The organism is Streptomyces spiralis, assembly GCF_014654675.1.
In the GTDB taxonomy this organism is placed as follows: Bacteria; Actinomycetota; Actinomycetes; order Streptomycetales; family Streptomycetaceae; genus Streptomyces; species Streptomyces spiralis.
This window is the reverse complement of sequence record NZ_BNBC01000025.1, coordinates 1-18,752: the sequence shown is the minus strand read 5'-3', so window position 1 is coordinate 18,752 and position 18,752 is coordinate 1. Positions and strand designations below refer to the sequence as shown.

The 18,752-nt window shown below is 71.1% G+C and carries 16 protein-coding genes; 8 read left to right on the top strand and 8 right to left on the bottom strand.

Features of this window, described 5'->3' with window-relative positions:
* Position 1 precedes the first annotated feature (1 nt).
* Together IE318_RS24410 and ybaK are read left to right on the top strand one after the other, a co-directional pair.
* A complete protein-coding gene (locus tag IE318_RS24410; RefSeq protein WP_189903682.1) occupies positions 2–742 on the top strand; it encodes an LON peptidase substrate-binding domain-containing protein in 741 nt (246 codons plus the stop codon).
* Between the two features lie 16 nt (positions 743–758).
* Positions 759–1,262: a Cys-tRNA(Pro) deacylase gene (ybaK, locus tag IE318_RS24405; RefSeq protein WP_189903681.1), complete on the top strand. Its 504-nt coding sequence runs from the start codon at positions 759–761 to the stop codon at positions 1,260–1,262.
* A 56-nt stretch (positions 1,263–1,318) separates the two neighbouring features.
* Here the strand turns inward: ybaK and IE318_RS24400 are convergent, their stop codons facing one another.
* The 4 genes from IE318_RS24400 to IE318_RS24385 all read right to left on the bottom strand — a co-directional run bounded on the left by IE318_RS24400 (position 1,319) and on the right by IE318_RS24385 (position 5,298).
* The gene (locus IE318_RS24400) at positions 1,319–2,014 is read right to left on the bottom strand and encodes an AAA family ATPase (RefSeq protein WP_189903680.1); all 696 of its coding nucleotides are present in this window, start codon (positions 2,012–2,014) and stop codon (positions 1,319–1,321) included.
* 34 nt (positions 2,015–2,048) lie between these two features.
* A complete protein-coding gene (locus tag IE318_RS24395) occupies positions 2,049–2,897 on the bottom strand; it encodes an ABC transporter permease (RefSeq protein WP_373311255.1) in 849 nt (282 codons plus the stop codon).
* 50 nt (positions 2,898–2,947) lie between these two features.
* Positions 2,948–3,922, bottom strand: a complete 975-nt coding sequence (locus IE318_RS24390; RefSeq protein ID WP_030167693.1) for an ABC transporter ATP-binding protein — start codon at positions 3,920–3,922, stop codon at positions 2,948–2,950.
* A gap of 161 nt (positions 3,923–4,083) precedes the next feature.
* Positions 4,084–5,298, bottom strand: a complete 1,215-nt coding sequence (locus IE318_RS24385) for an NYN domain-containing protein (protein ID WP_030167701.1) — start codon at positions 5,296–5,298, stop codon at positions 4,084–4,086.
* 261 nt (positions 5,299–5,559) lie between these two features.
* On the opposite strand from IE318_RS24385, the gene IE318_RS24380 reads away from it, so the two are divergent.
* Positions 5,560–5,733, top strand: a complete 174-nt coding sequence (locus IE318_RS24380) for a hypothetical protein (RefSeq protein WP_189903678.1) — start codon at positions 5,560–5,562, stop codon at positions 5,731–5,733.
* Between the two features lie 162 nt (positions 5,734–5,895).
* Here the strand turns inward: IE318_RS24380 and dnaE are convergent, their stop codons facing one another.
* Positions 5,896–9,435: a DNA polymerase III subunit alpha gene (gene dnaE / locus IE318_RS24375; RefSeq protein ID WP_030167702.1), complete on the bottom strand. Its 3,540-nt coding sequence runs from the start codon at positions 9,433–9,435 to the stop codon at positions 5,896–5,898.
* A 224-nt stretch (positions 9,436–9,659) separates the two neighbouring features.
* Here dnaE and IE318_RS24370 point away from each other — a divergent pair, with 224 nt between their 5' ends.
* The 4 genes from IE318_RS24370 to IE318_RS24355 all read left to right on the top strand — a co-directional run bounded on the left by IE318_RS24370 (position 9,660) and on the right by IE318_RS24355 (position 14,455).
* On the top strand, positions 9,660–11,009 hold the full coding sequence (locus IE318_RS24370; protein ID WP_189903677.1) for a DUF2252 domain-containing protein: 1,350 nt from the start codon (positions 9,660–9,662) through the stop codon (positions 11,007–11,009).
* A gap of 69 nt (positions 11,010–11,078) precedes the next feature.
* Positions 11,079–11,783, top strand: coding sequence for a hypothetical protein (locus IE318_RS24365; RefSeq protein ID WP_189903676.1), 705 nt, complete (start codon positions 11,079–11,081; stop codon positions 11,781–11,783).
* A gap of 96 nt (positions 11,784–11,879) precedes the next feature.
* Entirely contained in the window at positions 11,880–12,692 is an 813-nt protein-coding gene (locus IE318_RS24360; RefSeq protein ID WP_030167708.1) for a DsbA family protein, read from the top strand.
* A 92-nt stretch (positions 12,693–12,784) separates the two neighbouring features.
* Positions 12,785–14,455 (top strand): alkaline phosphatase D family protein, encoded by a 1,671-nt coding sequence (locus IE318_RS24355; RefSeq protein ID WP_189903675.1) that lies wholly within the window; start codon positions 12,785–12,787, stop codon positions 14,453–14,455.
* A gap of 23 nt (positions 14,456–14,478) precedes the next feature.
* On the opposite strand, the gene IE318_RS24350 is transcribed toward IE318_RS24355, so the two are convergent.
* A complete protein-coding gene (locus tag IE318_RS24350) occupies positions 14,479–15,048 on the bottom strand; it encodes a dienelactone hydrolase family protein (RefSeq protein WP_189903673.1) in 570 nt (189 codons plus the stop codon).
* A 79-nt stretch (positions 15,049–15,127) separates the two neighbouring features.
* On the opposite strand from IE318_RS24350, the gene IE318_RS24345 reads away from it, so the two are divergent.
* Positions 15,128–16,216 (top strand): mechanosensitive ion channel family protein, encoded by a 1,089-nt coding sequence (locus IE318_RS24345; protein WP_189903670.1) that lies wholly within the window; start codon positions 15,128–15,130, stop codon positions 16,214–16,216.
* On the opposite strand, the gene IE318_RS24340 is transcribed toward IE318_RS24345, so the two are convergent.
* A complete protein-coding gene (locus IE318_RS24340; protein ID WP_030167718.1) occupies positions 16,188–16,928 on the bottom strand; it encodes an SDR family NAD(P)-dependent oxidoreductase in 741 nt (246 codons plus the stop codon). The genes IE318_RS24345 and IE318_RS24340 overlap by 29 nt on opposite strands.
* A gap of 72 nt (positions 16,929–17,000) precedes the next feature.
* On the bottom strand, positions 17,001–18,587 hold the full coding sequence (locus IE318_RS24335; protein WP_189903668.1) for a Na+/H+ antiporter: 1,587 nt from the start codon (positions 18,585–18,587) through the stop codon (positions 17,001–17,003).
* Positions 18,588–18,752: the final 165 nt, after the last annotated feature.

The following is an 18,752-nucleotide window of genomic DNA, read 5'->3' as shown; positions in this document are numbered from 1 at the left end:
CGTGACGACCGTCCGGCTCCCCCTCTTCCCGCTGAACTCGGTGCTGTTCCCGGGGCTGGTGCTCCCGTTGAACGTTTTCGAGGAGCGCTATCGCGCCATGATGCGCGCCCTGCTGAAGACACCCGAGGACGCACCGCGCCGGTTCGCCGTCGTGGCGATCCGCGACGGCCACGAGGTGGCACCGAGCGATCCCGGCATGCCCGATCCGACGGCACAGCCCGAACGCGGGCCCGCGGCCGGCTTCGGCCCCGACCCGGTCAGGGCGTTCCACGGCGTGGGCTGCGTGGCCGACGCGGCGACCATACGGGAGCGCGCCGACGGCACCTTCGAGGTGCTGGCGACCGGCACGACCCGGGTACGGCTGCTGTCGGTGGACGCCTCCGGCCCCTTCCTCACCGCGGAGCTCCAGGAGCTGCCCGAGGAGCCCGGCGACGAGGCGGGCGCGCTGGCCCAGGGGGTGCTGCGGTCCTTCCGGCAGTACCAGAAGCGGCTGGCGGGCGCGCGGGAGCGGTCGCTGTCCACGGGGGCGGAGCTGCCGGACGAGCCGAGCGTGGTGTCGTACCTGGTGGCGGCTGCGATGGTGCTGGACACACCGACGAAGCAGCGGCTGCTCCAGGCGCCCGACACCTCCTCGCGGCTGCGTGACGAGCTGAAACTGCTTCGCTCGGAGTCGGCGATCATCCGTAGTCTGCCGTCGTTGCCGGCGCCGGACCTGACGCGCGGCCCGACGAGCTTCAACTGAGGGAGAACAGGCAGGGATGGCGAAGAAGGCGAAGAAGCAGCAGCAGTCCGGGGGGACGCCCGCGACGGTGGCCCTGACCGCGGCGGGCGTCGACTACACCGTCCACTCCTACGACCACGACCCGTCCCACCCCTCCTACGGCGAGGAGGCGGCCGAGGCGATGGGGGTCTCCCCGGAACGGGTGTTCAAGACGCTGGTCGCGGACGTCGACGGCGCACTGACGGTGGCCGTGGTGCCGGTCGCGGGCTCGCTGGACCTCAAGGCCCTGGCCTCGGCGGTCGGCGGCAAGCGGGCGGCCATGGCCGACCCGGCCCTCGCGGAACGCACCACGGGCTACGTCCGCGGCGGCATCAGCCCTCTCGGCCAGCGCAAGAAACTCCCCACGGTCCTGGACGCCTCCGCCACGGCCCACCCCACCATCTGCGTCTCGGCGGGCCGCAGAGGCCTGGAGGTCGAACTGGCCCCGGAGGACCTGGCCAAGCTGACAGCAGCGACCCTGGCCCCGATCGCCCGCGACTGACCCGGCCGGCCCCGCTCGAGGGGTGCCGCTGCCCGCAGCCGCGCGGTGTCGAAAACCTACGCGGAGACGGAGTCGTACCCCTCCGGATCCCGCGGCCCGAACAGCGCCGTGATCCCGAGATGCACCACCAGCGCGGCCAACGGCCAGGCCAGCAACGCCCCCTTCGCCCCCAGCTTCAGCGGCGCCGGGAACGTCACCCCCTTCCCCACGGCCTGCGCGTGAGCGATCACATCCTGCTGGGGCCCGAGCCACACCCCCAGCCGCCACGCCAGTACCGCTCCGAGCAAGCTTCCGACGCACAGTGCCACCACCAGCGGCACACCCCCTCGCCGCCGCACGAGGAAGACGGCCACCGCGCTGAGCACGCCGAAGGCCAGCGCCAGCAGCGTGAACGTTCCGTCCACGCCGACCGCCTGCTCCCCCTCGGAGTCCTTGAGGTAGACCACCCAGGTGTTCCCGGTGACGTCCCCGACCAGCGGCACGCGCGGCGCCAGCCACAGCCACAGCAGGCCCATCAGCACACCGCCGAGCGCCACGGCCACCGTGATCACGGCGCCCTCCCGGACTTCGGTCTTCATCCCGGGGCCGTCCTGTCCGTCCGGTCCGTACGCGGTTCCCGTCGCTCCGGTCAGTCCGGTCACGTCGGTTCCCGAGGCGGGCAGCTGCCAGGGCTGCCGCTCGGCCTCGCCGGACCGGGAGGACTGTGCGGGCCGCCGGTGCGGCGGTGTCGGTGGAGTCAACGGTGAGGTCACCCTGTCATCGTGCCAGGTGAGTCTGTCAGCCGCGTCACCGGACGGCCGCCCGGCGATACGCCCAGGTGGCCACAGCCAGCGAAACCACCCCGACCGCGGCGCACACGGCCATGTCCACGCCCACGTACACCCAGTCGGGCCGGGCCGCGAAGGTGCGCGCGTACGCCTCCACGCCGTACGTCGACGGCAGCAGATCGCGGGCGAGCCGTACGACCCCCGGCATGTGGTCGGGCGGCAGCACGCCCAGCAGCAGGGCCGCCGACATGCCCAGCTGACCGAGCAGGGTGGCATGCTCCGGCCGCGGCGCGAGCAGCCCGCAGGCGGCGCCCAGCCCGGAGAGCGCGGCGCCCGCGAGCGGGATCACCGCCAACAGCACCCACAGATTGCCCAGCGGCAGTCCGAACAGCAGGCAGCCGAAGACCGCGGTGATCAGCGTGCCGGGCACGGTGAAGGACGCGTACGCGGCCGCCGCCCCCAGCACCACGGCCGCCGGCGGCACCGGCAGCGTCGCGTAGTGGTCGAGCCCGCCACTGGCCCGCAGCTGGCCGAAGTACTGGGCGAGCAGGTTCAGGGCGACGTAGGCGACGACGACGATCGACGCGCCGGCCACCACGGACCGGGCCTCACCGCCGCCGCTGACCACGCCCCGCATCATGATCATGATGCCGACGGACTGGAAGGTCGCCACGAACAGCAGCGGGATGCGCGCCACCCGCGCCCGGGACAGCTGGGCCCGGTACACGGCCGCCAGGGACGGCCACAGCCGCGCCCGCGGCCCGAGGCCGACGGCCGCGGCCCGGCCGGCGCCACCGTCCTGCACGACCGTCGCGCCGTCCTGCACGGGAGTCGTGCCGGCCGGCGCGTCGGCGGATACGACACTCACGTCGAACTGCTCCTCTTCCCTACGGCCGCCAGGGCGTAGTCCAGTGCCGCTCACGCCTTCACCAGCCCCTGCCGGGCGGCGCCGCCCAGCGCCAGATAGACGTCCTCCAGGCTGGGCGTGGCGAGGGTGAAGTCGTCCAGCGCGGCGAAGGCGGCACCACCGGTGACCGTGGCGACGGCGGCGCGGGCCTCCTCGGGGGCGAGCCGCAGCGTCCAGCGGCGCCCGGACTCCGCGGCCCGGTCCCGCAGCGCGGCGACCTCCGGCACCTCCAGGGGTGCCCTGTCCCGCCACACCAGTTCGACCCGTACCTCACCGGAGACCCGTTCCTTGAGCCCCGCCGGGGTGTCGCAGGCGATGACCCGCCCGCGGTCCAGGACGGCGACCCGGTCGAGGACCGTCTCGGCCTCGATGACGTTGTGGGTGACCAGCAGCACGGTGGTGCCGTACTCGGCGCGCCGCCGGTCCACGGCGGACCACACCGCCCGCCGGGCCACCGGGTCCATGCCGGTGGTCGGCTCGTCCAGCACGAGCAGGGGGCGCTCGCCGACCAGCGCGGCGGCGAAGCAGGCGAGCCGCCGCTGGCCGCCGGAGAGCTTCTTCAGCGGGCGGCCGGCGATCGGTGCGAGGCCCAGTTCGTCCAGGACGGCGTCCCGCTCGGCCCGCGCCCGCCGGACGTCCAGGCCGCGCAGCCGCCCGGTGGTCTCGGCGGCCAGCGAGACGGTCAGCTCGTCGAGGGCGGTGGACTCCTGCCCGAGGTAGGCGAGGATCCGCGCGGCCCGCTCGGGGTGCGCCACGATGTCGTGGCCGAGGATCTCGACGGTGCCGCGGTCGGGGCGCATCAGGCCGGTCAGCTGCCGGACCAGGGTGGACTTGCCGGCGCCGTTCGGGCCGAGCAGCCCGAAGATCTCGCCGCGCCGGACGTCGAGTGCGACGTCGTCGGTGGCGCGCACCTCGGGCGTGCCGGGGGTGCCGCGCCGACCGCGGGCCGCCGGGTAGGTCTTGGTCAGTCCGCGCACCGCGCACACGACGTCGTCCCCGTGCCGAAGTGCCTGTGCCGCGCGCGTACTCACAAAGGACGAGACTACGGGGTCCGTGGGCTTTACTCGCCCTTGGGGCGACCTCTCCCGGTTCCTCCGTCGCGTCCGTCCGCGACCAACCACCGCCGTTCCGGGGCCCGGTCGCCCGCTCAGTCGCCCGCCGGGGCGTGCTCGGTGCCGGTGCGTACGTCGATCTCCCGCCAGAAGCCGGCCCGGATGGCGTACCGGTCGTGCTCGTCGATCTGGTCGTCCTTGTGCGCGAGCAGCCCGAACCGGGCGGCGTAGCGCAGCAGCTCGCCGTCGATGCGGTGCGGGACGCGCGGGTACATCGACGACAGCTTCTGCAGATGGCTCGGGTCGCCCAGCCGCTCCACCCAGCGCCGCGCGAAGACCTGCCCGACCTCGTACGGGTCACCGCCGACGGTCGTGATGTCCTCCTCCCGGTCCGCCCACCGCTGCTCGGCCGTGGTCAGCTGGGCGAGGGTCGGCATGGAGGCGGCCTCGGGTGGCTCGGCGGCCACGCCGGAACGGTCGACCCAGCCCTTGTCGGAGGACCAGCGCAGGGTGGCGGTGGTGGGGTGCTGGGCGGGATGGGCGCCGGGGGCGCGCAGAGCGGCGAGGTCCTTGGGGGTGGGGACGCCCTTGGCGGGCATCCGCTCCTCGGTGCCGCCCCGCACGCCCGCGGCGGCCGGGTGCGGACGCTCCTCGGCGGGGCGCTCGGCGGCCTGGGACAGGGAGGACTCGGGCAGCGGCGCGGAGAGGATCGCGGCGATCTCGGGGCGGGGCGCGGGCGGCGGCGCGCAGATGCCGCCGAACTCCTTGGCCTGTACGGCCTTGGTGATCCACGTGCGGTCCAGGACGCGCCGCTCGTCGGCCTCGGCGACCAGGTCCTCGGACTGGTTGTAGTCGCCGTCGGCGGCCTGGACGGCCCACAGATGGACGGCGACACCGTGCTCCTTGGCGGCCATCATGCCGGGCAGCAGGTCGCCGTCGCCGGTGACGAGGACGACGTCGGAGCAGGCGCGGTTGCGGGCCAGCTCGGTCAGTTCGGCGTGCATCGCGGCGTCCACGCCCTTCTGCGCCCAGCGGCCGTCGCTGCGGGTCAGCGCGCCCAGCCGGACGGTCACCCGGGGCATCACGCGGAGCCTGCGGTGCTCGGGCTGCGGGACGCGGTCGGGGGCGCCGTCGAACCAGTAGATGCGCAGCAGCGGGCGCTCGGTGTCGGACTCGGCCTGTTCGCGCAGGCCCTGGATGAGCGCGGTGTGGTCGACGGTGATCCGGGACCGCGACGGCTCCCCGGCGAGGAGGCTCGCGGCGGCCCCCAGCAGATACCCGGCGTCCACCAGGACGATGCAGCGGTCCACGCGTTCCACCCTCTTTCCGGGGAGGTTGCTTCGGGCTTGGATCTTCGGGGTTTGCCTTGGGTTTGGTTCGGGCTTGGTTCGAGTCTGCCCGACCGCGCCAGGGTTAACGGCCCGAACTCGATCTTCGGCGTGGCGTTTCGAGGGCTCGGGGCCCGATGCCCCTTGTTACGTACGGTAATTATCCGACATGCGTTCATTGTCAGCATATGTGAATCTGGTCCCGGCCCTGGCCCCTAGATCCCCCACAGGAGGCTGATCACCATGGCCAAGAACCGCAAGCAGGACCGCAGCCGGCAGAAGGCGTCCGTGGCCGCGAACGGCCCGCAGGAGACGGAGCACTCCCTGACGGAGTCGCAGCCCGAGCACCACGCCCCGCAGGTCAATCCGACGGACATGTCCCGCAAGGGCCGTCAGAAGCGCTTCGGCCACAACTGAGGCCCGGCGTCCGGGCTGTTGACTGAGCCCTGAACCTGGTAACGAAGAGAGGGCGTACCCGATGCGCACGGGTACGCCCTCTTTTTTGGTGGCTCGGTTCACCTCCGGGCGCTCCAGCCCCTTCGGCTCACTCGCCCGTAAGGGAACGCCGGTTGTCAGGCCTCAGCCCGCCAGGCAGGACGGGCCGAGGAGGACCTTCAGGTCGCCGAAGAGGGCCGGGTCGGGCTTCACCCGGTGGCGGTCCAGGCGCAGGACCGTCGTCTTGCGCGGGCCCTGGAGCTTGATCCGCACCTCGCTGTCGCCCTTGTGGTGGCTGAGGATCTCGCCGAGGCGGCTGACCATCGGCGGGGTCACCTTCAGGGCGGGGATGGTGAGGATCACCGGCGCGTTGCTGCCCGCGTTGGACAGGTCGGGGACCATCAGCTCCATCGCGACCAGCCGGGGCACGTCCTCGCGCTTGTCGAGGCGGCCCTTGACGAACACGACCGCGTCCTCGACGAGTTGGGTGGACACCAGCTGGTAGGTCGCCGGGAAGAACATGCACTCGATGGAGCCGGCCAGGTCCTCGACGGTGGCGATCGCCCAGGCGTTGCCCTGCTTGGTCATCTTGCGCTGCAGGCCGGAGATGATGCCGCCGATGGTGACGACCGCGCCGTCGGCGTGCTCGCCGCCGGTGAGCTGGGCGATGCCGGCGTCGGCCTTGTCGGCGAGCACGTGCTCCAGACCGAAGAGCGGGTGGTCGGAGACGTACAGGCCGAGCATCTCCCGCTCCTGGGCGAGCAGGTAGGTCTTGTCCCACTCGTCGGCGGAGAACTCCACGTCGAGTCCGAAGCCGGGCTCGCTGCTGGTCTCCTCCCCCATCCCGCCGAAGAGGTCGAACTGGCCCTCGGCCTCCTTGCGCTTGACCGCGACCACGTTGTCGATCATCGGCTCGTACTGCGCGGTGAGGCCCTTGCGGGTGTGGCCCATGGTGTCGAAGGCGCCGGCCTTGATCAGCGACTCGGTGGTGCGCTTGTTGCAGACCACGGCCTCGACCTTGTCGAGGTAGTCGGGGAAGGAGGCGTACTTCCCCTTGGCCTTGCGGCACTTGATGATCGACTCGACGACGTTGGTGCCGACGTTGCGCACGGCGGAGAGGCCGAAGAGGATCACGTCGTCGCCCTGGGCGGCGAAGTTCGACTCGGACTCGTTGACGTTCGGCGGGAGCACCCGGATGCCCATGCGGCGGCACTCGTTGAGATAGATCGCCGACTTGTCCTTGTCGTCCTTGACGGAGGTCAGCAGGGCGGCCATGTACTCGGCGGGGTGGTTGGCCTTGAGGTAGGCCGTCCAGTACGAGACCAGGCCGTACGCGGCGGAGTGGGCCTTGTTGAAGGCGTAGCCGGCGAAGGGGACCAGCACGTCCCACAGGGCCTGGATGGCCTCGTCGCTGTAGCCGTTCTTGCGCGCGCCCTCCTGGAAGATGGTGAAGTTCTTCGCCAGTTCCTCGGGCTTCTTCTTGCCCATCACGCGGCGGAGGATGTCGGCCTCGCCGAGCGAGTAGCCGGCGATGATCTGGGCGGCCTTCTGCACCTGCTCCTGGTAGACGATCAGGCCGTAGGTGACGTCCAGGACCTCCTTGAGCGGTGCCTCCAGCTCGGGGTGGATCGGCGTGATCTCCTGCTGGCCGTTCTTGCGCAGCGCGTAGTTGGTGTGGGAGTTCATGCCCATCGGGCCCGGCCGGTACAGGGCCGAGACGGCGGAGATGTCCTCGAAGTTGTCGGGCTTCATCAGGCGCAGCAGGGAGCGCATGGGTCCGCCGTCGAACTGGAAGACGCCGAGGGTGTCGCCGCGCTGGAGGAGATCGAAGGTCGTGGGGTCGTCCAGCGGCAGGCTGAGGAGATCGATGTCGATCCCCTTGTTGGACTTCACCATCTTGACGGCGTCGTCCATGATCGTGAGGTTGCGCAGGCCGAGGAAGTCCATCTTCAGCAGGCCGAGCGACTCACAGCTCGGGTAGTCCCACTGCGTGATCGTCACGCCGTCGGTGTGCCTGACCCAGACCGGGACGTGCTCGGTGATGGTCTCGCTGGACATGATCACGCCGGCCGCGTGCACGCCCATCTGCCGCACCAGGCCCTCCACGCCGCGCGCGGTGTCGATGACCTTCTTCACGTCCGGCTCGTTCTCGTACATCCCGCGGACCTCGCCGGCCTCCGAGTACCGGGGGTGCTCGGGGTCGGTGATGCCGGACAGCGGGATGCCCTTGCCGAGGACGTCGGCGGGCATGGCCTTGGTGATCCGGTCGCCCATCGCGTACGGGTAGCCGAGCACGCGCGCGGAGTCCTTGATCGCGTTCTTGGCCTTGATGGTGCCGTAGGTGCCGATCATGGCGACCTTGTCGGCGCCGTACTTCTCGGTCACGTACCTGATCACCTCGACGCGCCGACGCTCGTCGAAGTCGATGTCGACGTCGGGCATGGAGATGCGCTCGGGGTTGAGGAAGCGCTCGAAGATCAGGCCGTGCGGGATGGGGTCGAGGTCGGTGATGCCCATGGCGTAGGCGACGATCGAACCGGCGGCCGAGCCACGGCCGGGGCCGACCGCGATGCCGTTGTTCTTGGCCCACATGATGAAGTCGGCGACCACGAGGAAGTAGCCGGGGAAGCCCATCGAGATGATGACGTCCATCTCGTAGTCGGCCTGCTTCTGGCGGTCCTCGGGAATGCCGCCCGGGTAGCGGCGCTCCATGCCGCGGCGGACCTCCTCCTTGAACCAGGTGACCTCGGTGTAGCCCTCGGGGATGTCGAACTTGGGCATGAGGTCGCGCTTCTCGAACATGCCGGTGGTGTCGACCATCTCGGCGACGAGGAGCGTGTTGGCGCAGCCCTCCTGCCAGGCGTCCGAGGAGTCGATGGCGTACATCTCGTCCGTGGACTTCAGGTAGTAGCCGGTGCCGTCGAACTTGAAGCGGTCCGGGTCGGAGAGGTTCTTGCCGGTCTGGATGCACAGCAGGGCGTCATGGGCGCCCGCCTCGTGCGCGTACGTGTAGTGGGAGTCGTTGGTGACCAGCGGGGGGATGCCGAGCTTCTTGCCGATGTCGAGGAGGCCCTGACGGACCCGGTGCTCGATCTCGATGCCGTGGTCCATCAGCTCCAGGAAGTACCTGTCCTTGCCGAAGATGTCCTGGTAGTCGGCGGCGGCCTTGAGGGCCTCCTCCTCCTGGCCGAGGCGCAGCCGGGTCTGCACCTCGCCCGAGGGGCAGCCGGTGGAGGCGACGATGCCCTCGGACCACTGGGCGATGGTCTCCTTGTCCATCCGGGGCCACTTCTGCAGCCAGCCCTCGGCGTACGCGTCCGAGGAGAGGCGGAAGAGGTTGTGCAGGCCGGTGCTGTTCACGGCCCACATCGTCTTGTGGGTGTAACCACCCGAACCGGAGACGTCGTCCCGCTTCTGGTGCGGCTGGCCCCACTGGATCTTGCGCTTGTTGCGCCGGGACTCCGGGGCGACATAGGCCTCGATCCCGATGATCGGGGTGATTCCGGCCTTCTTCGCGGAGTGGAAGAAGTCGTACGCACCGTGGAGGTTGCCGTGGTCGGACATGGCGATGTGCGTCATGCCCATCTCGTTGCACGCGTTGAACATGTCCTTCAGCCGCGCGGCACCGTCCAGCAGCGAGTACTGGGTGTGGACGTGCAGGTGCGTGAACGGCGGCTTCGACACGGCTTCGGCCTCCAAGGAGAACTCTGGGCGACGGGCTGCGGACAGTCTGGGGGACAGCGTCGAAGTCTATGCCCCGGCACTGACACTCGGCGCCGTCCGCCGCGTACCTTCGTGCGAGGAGAAACGCGGGCACTCCCCCGCCCCGCCGGACGTTGGGGTGAGGGAGGATCCGCGAAGGATCAGTCCATACGTCTCGTACCACCCGTACCAGGAGGCACCCAGCGATGTCGGTCCCCCAGCTCAACGACGAGCAGCGCGGCGAGGAGATCCTCTCCGTCTTCGACACCGCCTTCGGCGAGCTCCTGGCCGCCGACCCGGCCGCGTTCCGCGTGAAGTTCCGGAAGATGGCGGCCTCGGCCTTCGCCTTCTACCGGGGCACGGCCTGCCTCTTCTACCACGACCTGGACAGCGAGAACGCCGGGTGGGGCGGCGGGAGGGGGATCAGCGGGCCGTACCTGGACGAGCGCACCTCGCGGGTGTGGATCCACGGCGACCTGCACGCGGAGAACTTCGGCACGTACATGGATTCGAACGGCCGTCTGGTCTTCAACGTCAACGACTTCGACGAGGCCTACGTCGGCCCCTTCACCTGGGACCTCAAGCGCTTCGCCGCCTCCATCGCCCTCATCGGCTACGCCAAGGCCCTGAGCGACGACCAGATCACCGAGCTGGTGACGGTCTACGCCGCCGCCTACCGGGAGCGCGTCCACGCCCTGGCCACCGGCGCCAAGAGCGACGAGGTGCCGCCCTTCACCCTGGACACCGCGCAGGGTCCGCTGCTGGACGCGCTGCGTGACGCCCGCTCGCTGACCCGGTTCGGACTGCTGGACTCCATGACGGAGATCCGTGACTTCGAGCGCCGCTTCGCGCCGGGCGGCGGCTCCATCGAGCTGGACGCGGCCACCCGCTACAAGGTGCTCGCCGCCTTCGACGGCTATCTGGAGACGCTGCCGGACTCCTCCCTGGCCCGCCCGGACTCCTACCGCGTGAAGGACGTGGTCGGCCGCCGGGGCATCGGCATCGGCTCGGCCGGGCTGCCGTCGTACAACATCCTCCTCGAGGGCCACAGCGACGCCCTGGAGAACGATGTCGTGATCTACATCAAGCAGGCCCAGACCCCGGCCGTCTCCCGGCACATCACGGACGCGGCGATCCGCGACTACTTCCAGCACGAGGGCCACCGCACGGTGATCTCCCAGCGCGCCCTGCAGGCGCACGCCGACCCGTGGCTGGGCTGGACCGAGCTGGACGGCGCCGGGCAGCTGGTCGCCGAGGTGTCGCCGTACGCGGTCGACCTGGACTGGGGCGACATCGACGACCCGGAGGAGATCGCGCAGGTCGTCGCCGACCTCGGCCGGGCCACCGCCACCATGCACGCGGCGGCGGACGACACCTCGGGCGAGTCCCTGGTGCCGTTCTCCACCGAGCGGGCCATCGACGCGGCGATCGCGGCCGACGAGGCGGGCTTCGCACCGCTGCTCGTGGACTTCGCGCACGGCTACGGCGCACGGGCGCGTGCCGATCACCAGATCTTCCTGGACCTGTTCCGCAACGGTCGGATTCCGGGTCTGTGACAAGGAGGCCGCTCACAGGGTCTCTTTAAGGACCCTTTACCGGCCCACGTGACACACTCTTCATTCGCTATGGACATATCCGGGACCCAGCTCAGAGCCCTGCGCGCGGCGCTGTTCACGGCCGTGGTCGTGACGCTCAGCACCACGTCGCACGTGCTGCTGTCCCGGGTCCCCCTGCCGTTGAACACGGTGGCCGCCGTCGCGGCCGCCGTGTTCCTGCTCGCCTACGCCCTCTCCGGCCGCGAGCGCGGCTTCGGGCGGATCGCCGCCCTGCTGATCCCGCTGGAGCTGGCCGCCGACACCGTCTTCACCACCGGCCAGCAGGTCTGCTACGGCCCCGCCGGCGGCCCGGTCGCCGGGCCGCTGCGCTCGGTCGGCTGGGACGTGCTGTGCGGCAACCACACGGCCCTCGGCACCCCGCTGGCCCGTATGACGGGCACGGACACCGACCGCCTCGCGGCCCTGCTGGCCCACGCCGACCCGGCGACCGCATGGCTGCTGCTCGCCGCCCATGTCGGCGTCGGCCTCCTCGCGGCCGGCTGGCTGCGCCGCGGCGAGCGGGCCCTGGCCGAGCTGCTGCGCGCGGCGGCCGCGACCACGTTCCGGCCGCTGCTGATCGCCGTCGCGGCGGTCACGGTCCGGCGGACCCGCACGGCCCGCAGGCCGGTCCACTCCGCGCCCCACCACAGCGCCCCGCGCACCCGCCTCCTCGTGTACTCCCTGGGACGGCGCGGACCGCCGTGCTCACCCGCCCCCGCCCTCGCCCGCATCTGAGCGACGGCCGGGCGGTGGCGCACGCCGAGCACGAGCAGTCCCTCCCTTTTCGTATCCCGCGCGGCACGGCCGCGTGTCCCACAGGAGAACACCACCATGAGCAAGCGGAACAGCCAGCAGGCGAAGACGGCGGCCCGGGAGCGGCTGCGCGTCGAGCGCGAGCGCCAGGCCAAGCGCGCCAAGGTCAAGCGGCAGATCATCGTCGCCTGCTCGGTCGTCGCCGTGCTGGCGGCGGCCGGCGGCATCGGCTACGCGGTTGTCCAGTCCAACAAGCCCGGTTACTGGGAGGCCGCGAAGGACCAGAAGCTGGTCAAGCCGGCCAACACCACCGGGGCGGACGGCACGACCGTCGTCATAGGCAAGAGCACCGCCAAGAAGACCCTCGTCGTCTACGAGGACCCGCGCTGCCCGGTCTGCGCGCAGTTCGAGCAGACCGTCGGCGAGACGGTGAAGAAGGACATCGACGACGGCAAGTTCAAGCTCCAGTACGTCGGTGCCACGTTCCTCGACAAGAACCTGCCCGGTGAGGGCTCCAAGAACGCGCTCAGCGCCCTGGGCGCCGCGCTCAACGTCAGCCCTGAAGCGTTCCTCGAGTACAAGGCCGCGATGTACTCGGCGAAGTGGCACCCCGAGGAGACCGACGACAAGTTCAAGGACGACGCCTATCTGATCAAGATCGCCGACACGGTCCCCGCTCTGAAGGGCAACGCGGCGTTCCAGAAGGCGGTGAAGGACGGCACCTACGACAGGTGGGCGCTGGAAGAGTCCAAGATCTTCGACAAGGACGGGATTCAGGGCACCCCGACCCTGAAGATGGACGGCAAGACGCTGACGGGCTCCGACGGCAAGAACGCGCCCATGACGGTGGCCGAGTTCGACAAGGCGATCGACGCGGCCCTCAAGGCCTGACGCTCCGTCGGACGTCGACCACCGCCAGAAGAGTGGGCGAACTTTCGGAGTTCGCCCACTCTTCCGTATACCGATCAGTAACCTGATCGGTCGTGACCAGTCGACACAGATCCTCCGAGGCATCCAAGGGCCTCAACTCCCTTTCGCCCCGCCGCCGTACGGTCGTCAAGGCCGCGGCGGCGAGTGCTGTTCTGGCCGGGCCGCTCGCCGCCGCGCTTCCGGCGCGCGCGGCCACGGACGCACCGGCCTTCCTGCACGGCGTCGCCTCCGGTGACCCACTGCCCGACGGCATTCTGCTGTGGACCCGGGTGACCCCCACCGCCGAGGCGGTGCCGGGCTCCGGGCTCGGCCCGGACACCGCGGTGAGCTGGGTGGTGGCCAGGGACAAGGCGTTCACGGACGTCGTCGCCAAGGGGTCCACCACCGCCACGGCCGCCTCCGACCACACCGTCAAGGCGGACATCCGGGGGCTGGAGCCGGCCACCGACTACTGGTTCCGCTTCTCGGCCGACGGCACCGACTCCCCCGTCGCCCGCACCCGCACCGCGCCCGCGCACGACGCGGCCGTCGCGGGCCTGCGCTTCGGCGTGGTCTCCTGCGCCAACTGGGAGGCCGGCTACTTCACCGCGTACCGCCATCTCGCGGCCCGCGGCGACCTGGACGCCTGGCTGCATCTCGGCGACTACATCTACGAGTACAAGTCCGGCGAGTACGCGGCCCGGGACAAGGTCGTCAGGCCCCACGCGCCCGCGAACGAGATCATCACCCTCGCCGACTACCGCGTCCGGCACGCGCGGTACAAGACCGACCCCGACCTCCAGGCCCTGCACCACACGGCGCCGGTCGTCGCGATCTGGGACGACCACGAGTTCGCCGACAACGCCTGGTCGGGCGGCGCCGTCAACCACACCGAGGGCGCCGAGGGCACCTGGAGCGCCCGCAAGGCGGCGGCCAAGCAGGCCTACTTCGAGTGGATGCCGGTGCGCCCGGCGATCGAGGGCACCACCTACCGCCGGCTGCGCTTCGGCAGGCTCGCCGACCTGTCCCTGCTGGACCTGCGCTCCTTCCGCTCCCAGCAGGCCTCCACGGCGAGCGGCTCGGTCGACGACCCGGACCGCACGATCACCGGGCGCGCCCAACTCGACTGGCTGAAGGCCGGGCTGAAGGCGTCCGACACCACCTGGCGGCTGGTCGGCAACTCGGTGATGATCTCCCCGTTCGTCGTCGGCTCGCTCTCCGCGGACCTGCTGAAGCCGCTGGCGAAACTGCTCGGGCTGCCGCAGGAGGGCCTGGCCGTCAACACCGACCAGTGGGACGGCTACACCGACGACCGCCGGGAGCTGCTGGCCCACCTGCGTTCCAACGCCATCCGCAACACCGTCTTCCTGACCGGTGACATCCACATGGCGTGGGCCAACGACGTGCCGGTGGACGCCGGTACGTACCCGCTGTCGCCGTCCGCCGCCACGGAGTTCGTGGTCACCTCGGTGACCTCCGACAACCTCGACGACATCGTCAAGGTCCCCGAGGGCACGGTCTCGGCGATCGCCGCTCCGGTGATCCGCGCCGCCAACCGGCACGTCCACTGGGTCGACACCGACCGGCACGGCTACGGCGTCCTGGACATCACCGCCGAGCGGGCGCAGCTGGACTACTACGTCCTGTCCGACCGCACCAGCCCGAACGCGACGTCCGCCTGGACCCGTTCGTACTGCACGCGCAGCGGCACGCAGAAGGTCGAGCGGACGTACGACCCGGTCTGAGGCGCGTTCCGGCCGGGGCGGGCTCAGAGGGTTTCGAGGAAGCCGAGCGCCACCCGCCAGGTGGCCTCGGCGGCCTCCGCGTCGTAGTCCGGCAGCTCCGGATCGGTGTAGACGTGGCCGGCCCCGGCGTAGCGGTAGACCTCCACGTCGGCGCCCGCCCGGCGCATCTGCAGATACCAGGCGCTCAGCCAGTCGTCCGTCTCGAACGGGTCCGGCTCGGCGACGTGCAGCTGCACCGGCAGCTCGTCCACCCGTGCGTTCGGCGCCACGTCCGACGTGCCGTGCAGAAGCAGCAGCCCGCGGGCCTTGTCGTCGCCGAGGGCGAGGGTCTGGGCGATGGAGGCGCCGAGCGAGAACCCGGCGTAGACCAGGCCCCGCTCCGAGTAGGGCGCGGCGGCCAGCACGGCCCGCCTGAGCAGCTCGTCCTTGCCGATGCCGTCCTTGAAGGCCATGCCCTCCTCGACCGAGTCGAACGTACGGCCCTCGAAGAGATCCGGCGTCCACACCTCGTGTCCGGCCGCGCGCAGCCGGTCCGCGGCCTCCCGCACCGCAGGTCTGAGGCCATGGGTCGAGTGGAAGAGCACGATGTTCATGCGCCCATGGTGCCAGGCGGGCACCGGGGCGACACACGTCACAGGTTCGGGCACGGCCGCCGCCGGTTACTTCCCAGACATGGAGAACGTACTCCGGCCGCTGACCGTGGTCGGTGGCTCCGTCGTCGTCACCCTGGTGATCGGCTGGGCCACCGACCTTCTGTTGCGCAAGGCCGACGAACGACATCACGAGACACCGCTGTGGGGACTGCTGCGCCGGGCCCGCGTGCCCTATCAGCTCGTGCTGTGCACCGCGCTGCTCAGAGGCTCCTACGACCAGGCCGAGCTGCTGGAGGAGCACCGGGTCGGCGTGGGACGGACGCTGACCCTGGTGCTGATCGGGTCGGCGGCCTGGCTGACCATCCGGATCGCGGCGGCGGTCGTCGAGACCTCCTACTCGCGCTACGCCAGTGCCCGCGCCCACCGCGACCCGGCCCGGGTGCGGCGGGTGCGCACCCAGGTCGAATTGATCATGCGGGTGGTCTCGGCGGTCGTCATCGTCGTCTCGGCGGCCTCCATGCTGCTGACCTTCCCGGCGATGCGCACGGCCGGTACCTCGCTGCTGGCCTCGGCCGGCGTCCTCGGCATCGTCGCCGGCGTCGCCGCCCAGTCCACGCTGAGCAACCTGTTCGCCGGGCTGCAGATCGCCTTCGGCGACATGGTGCGCATCGGCGACACCGTGGTCGTGGGCGGCGAGTGGGGCACGGTCGAGGAGATCACACTGACCTTCCTGACGGTACGGACCTGGGACGAGCGCCGGATCACGATGCCGGTGTCGTACTTCACGTCCAACCCGTTCGAGAACTGGTCCCGCGGCACCCCGCAGATGACCGGCACCGTCTTCTGGCACCTCGACCACTCCGTGCCCCTGGAGGCGATGCGCGAGAAGCTGCGCGACATCCTGCGCGCGTGCCCGGCCTGGGACGGCCGCGCCTACAACCTGCACATCACGGACACGACGCCGACCACCGTCGAGGTCCGGGCGCTGATGACGGCCAAGGACGCCGACGACATCTGGACGGTGCGGGTCGCGGTGCGCGAGGAGATGATCCGCTGGCTGTGCGAGGAACACCCCTCCGCCCTGCCGCGCGTCACCACGGCCGAAGCCGGGCTGCCGCGCCAGCGCATCGCCCCGCCGGTCAGTGACCGCGCTCCGCACCGCCGTTGACCTGGACGATCTGGGAGGTGATGTGACCGGCGGCCGGGGAGGCCAGCCAGTGCAGGGTGGCGGCGACGTCGCCCGGGGTGCCGGGGCGTCCGGTGGAGGTCTCCGCGACGAGCCGCTCGCGGCGGGCCTCGTCCATCGCCTCACCGAAGAAGTCGGTGTCCTCGACGTAGCCGGGGGCGACCGCGTTCACCGTGATCCCGCGCGGGCCCAACTCGCGGGCCAGGTCGTGGACGTACGGGTGCAGGGCGGCCTTGGAGGCGGCGTAGGCACCGCTGCCGGAGCCGCGGTAGGCGGCGATGGAGCTCAGGAACAGCACGCGCCCGCCCGGCTCGGCCAGGTGGTCCTTCAGTGCCTCGGTGAGCAGCACGGCGGTCAGGGTGTTGATCCGGAAGTTGACCAGCCAGTTGTCGGCGACGAGTTCGAGCGGGTCCTCCCGCTCCACCCGGGGCTCCAGCCTGCCGGACCCTCCCGCACTGTGGATCAGCACGTCCACGGCGCCCAGCTCGTCGGCCGCGAACCGGGCGGCCCGCCGCACCCCGCCCACGTCGCTGAGGTCGGCGGCGCAGGTGAGCGCCCCCGGCACCGCCGCCTTGCGCAGCACCTCCTCCCGCCGTCCGAGCAGCAGGACCTGGTCCCCGTGGGCCGCGAACACCTGCGCCGTGGCCAGCCCGATCCCCGTACCACCACCACTGATCACCACATTGCGAGTCATGAGCACGAGCCTAGGGGGTGTCTCGTCGATCAGGCCGGATCAGGAAGCGGTGGCGGACGCGGCGGCAGGAGTTCACCGCAGGCTGCGCACGTCGAGGTGGCGCAGCACCCGGTCGACGATCTCCGGGTCGGCGCCGGGCTCGCTGCGCGCGGCCAGCACCGCGTGGCGTGCCGCGCTCAGCATCTCGCCCTGGATCCGCCGCACCCGCTTCAGCCGCCGCACCCGGTACTCGTGGGCCTCCCGGCGCTCCTCGTCCCCGATCTGCGGGTTGATGCGCAGCCCGATCTCGAAGGCCCGCCGCTGCATCAGCTCGGACAGCTCGTCCGGCAGGTCCTCGACCGACTCGATCTCGCGCAGCCGCCGCTTGGCCGCCTTGGCCGCCCGCACGGCCAGCTCCCTCTCGAACTCCTGCTCCCGCTCGGTGTCCGCCCGCACCCCCAGCCGCTTCACCAGCCACGGCAGGGTGAGTCCCTGGACCACCAGCGTCACCATGATCACGCCGAAGGCGATGAAGACGATCTCGTCCCGATTGGGGAACGGCGCGCCGCTGTCCGTCTTCAGCGGCACGGCGAGCGCCAGCGCCACCGAGGCCACCCCGCGCATCCCCGACCACCACATGACGACGGTCTCCCGCCAGCCGGTCGGGATGTCCTCCTCGTAGTTCCGCGACGCGTGCAGGCGGTTGGTCAGCCAGCTCGCCGGCAGCAGCCACAACAGCCGTACGAAGACCACCACGGCCACGACCACCCCGGCCCAGGCGAGCAGCTCGCTCCAGTGGCTGGAGGCGGTCCGGATGGCGTTGTGCAGCTCCAGGCCGACCAGCCCGAAGGCCACCCCGGTGACGAGCGTGTCGACCACGTCCCAGACCGTGTGCCCGGCCAGCCGGGTCATCACGTCGTCGGCGTCGGCGGCGTACTCGGCCAGGAACAGCGCGGTGGTGAGCACGGCGAGGACGCCGGAGCCGTGCAGCTCCTCGGCCAGGACGTAGGACGCGTACGGCACCAGCAGCGTCAGCCCGATCTGGAGGGTGGCGTCCTCCAGCAGGCCCAGCAGCCTGTTCGCGCCCCAGCCGAGCGCCATGCCGACGGCCACCGCGACCACCGCGGACAGCACCAGGTCGAGACCGGCGTGCCAGGCCGAGAACTCCCCGCTGACGGCGGCGGCGATCGCGACGTGGTACAGCACGATGGCCGTGACGTCGTTGAACAGCCCCTCGCCCTCCAGGATCGACACCAGACGGCGCGGCAGGCCGAGCTGCCCGGCGACGGCGGTCGCCGCGACCGGGTCGGGCGGTGCGACGAGCGCGCCGAGCGCCACGGCGGCGGCGAGCGGCAGCCCCGGCACGATGGTGTGGGCGACGGCGGCGACGCAGACGGTGGTGACGAACACCAGCGCCACGGCCAGCAGGAAGATCGGTCGTCTGTTCGCCGAGAACTGCCGCCAGGAGGTGCGCCGCACGGCGGCATAGAGCAGCGGCGGCAGCAGGGTGGGCAGGATCAGCTCGGGCGGGATGTCGACGTTCGGCACGAAGTCCAGGACCGCGAGGACGATCCCGAGGAGCGTCATCAGCACCGGCGCGGGCAGGCCGAGCCGGTCCCCGACCGGGACGCTGATCACAGCCCCGAGCAACACGATGAACAGCAGGGCCAACTGGTCCACGCTCAGCGCTCCGGATGATCGGACGTGCACACGGCAGGCCTCAAGCCTGCCATGTCATCCTCCCCACCGGTTCCTTCGGCCGTCGGCCCTAGGGGGTGTCCGCAAAGTCAGGTCAGCCAGAGTCGGAGGCAGGCGAGGGTGACCAGGGCTTGGTAGTGGCGGGCT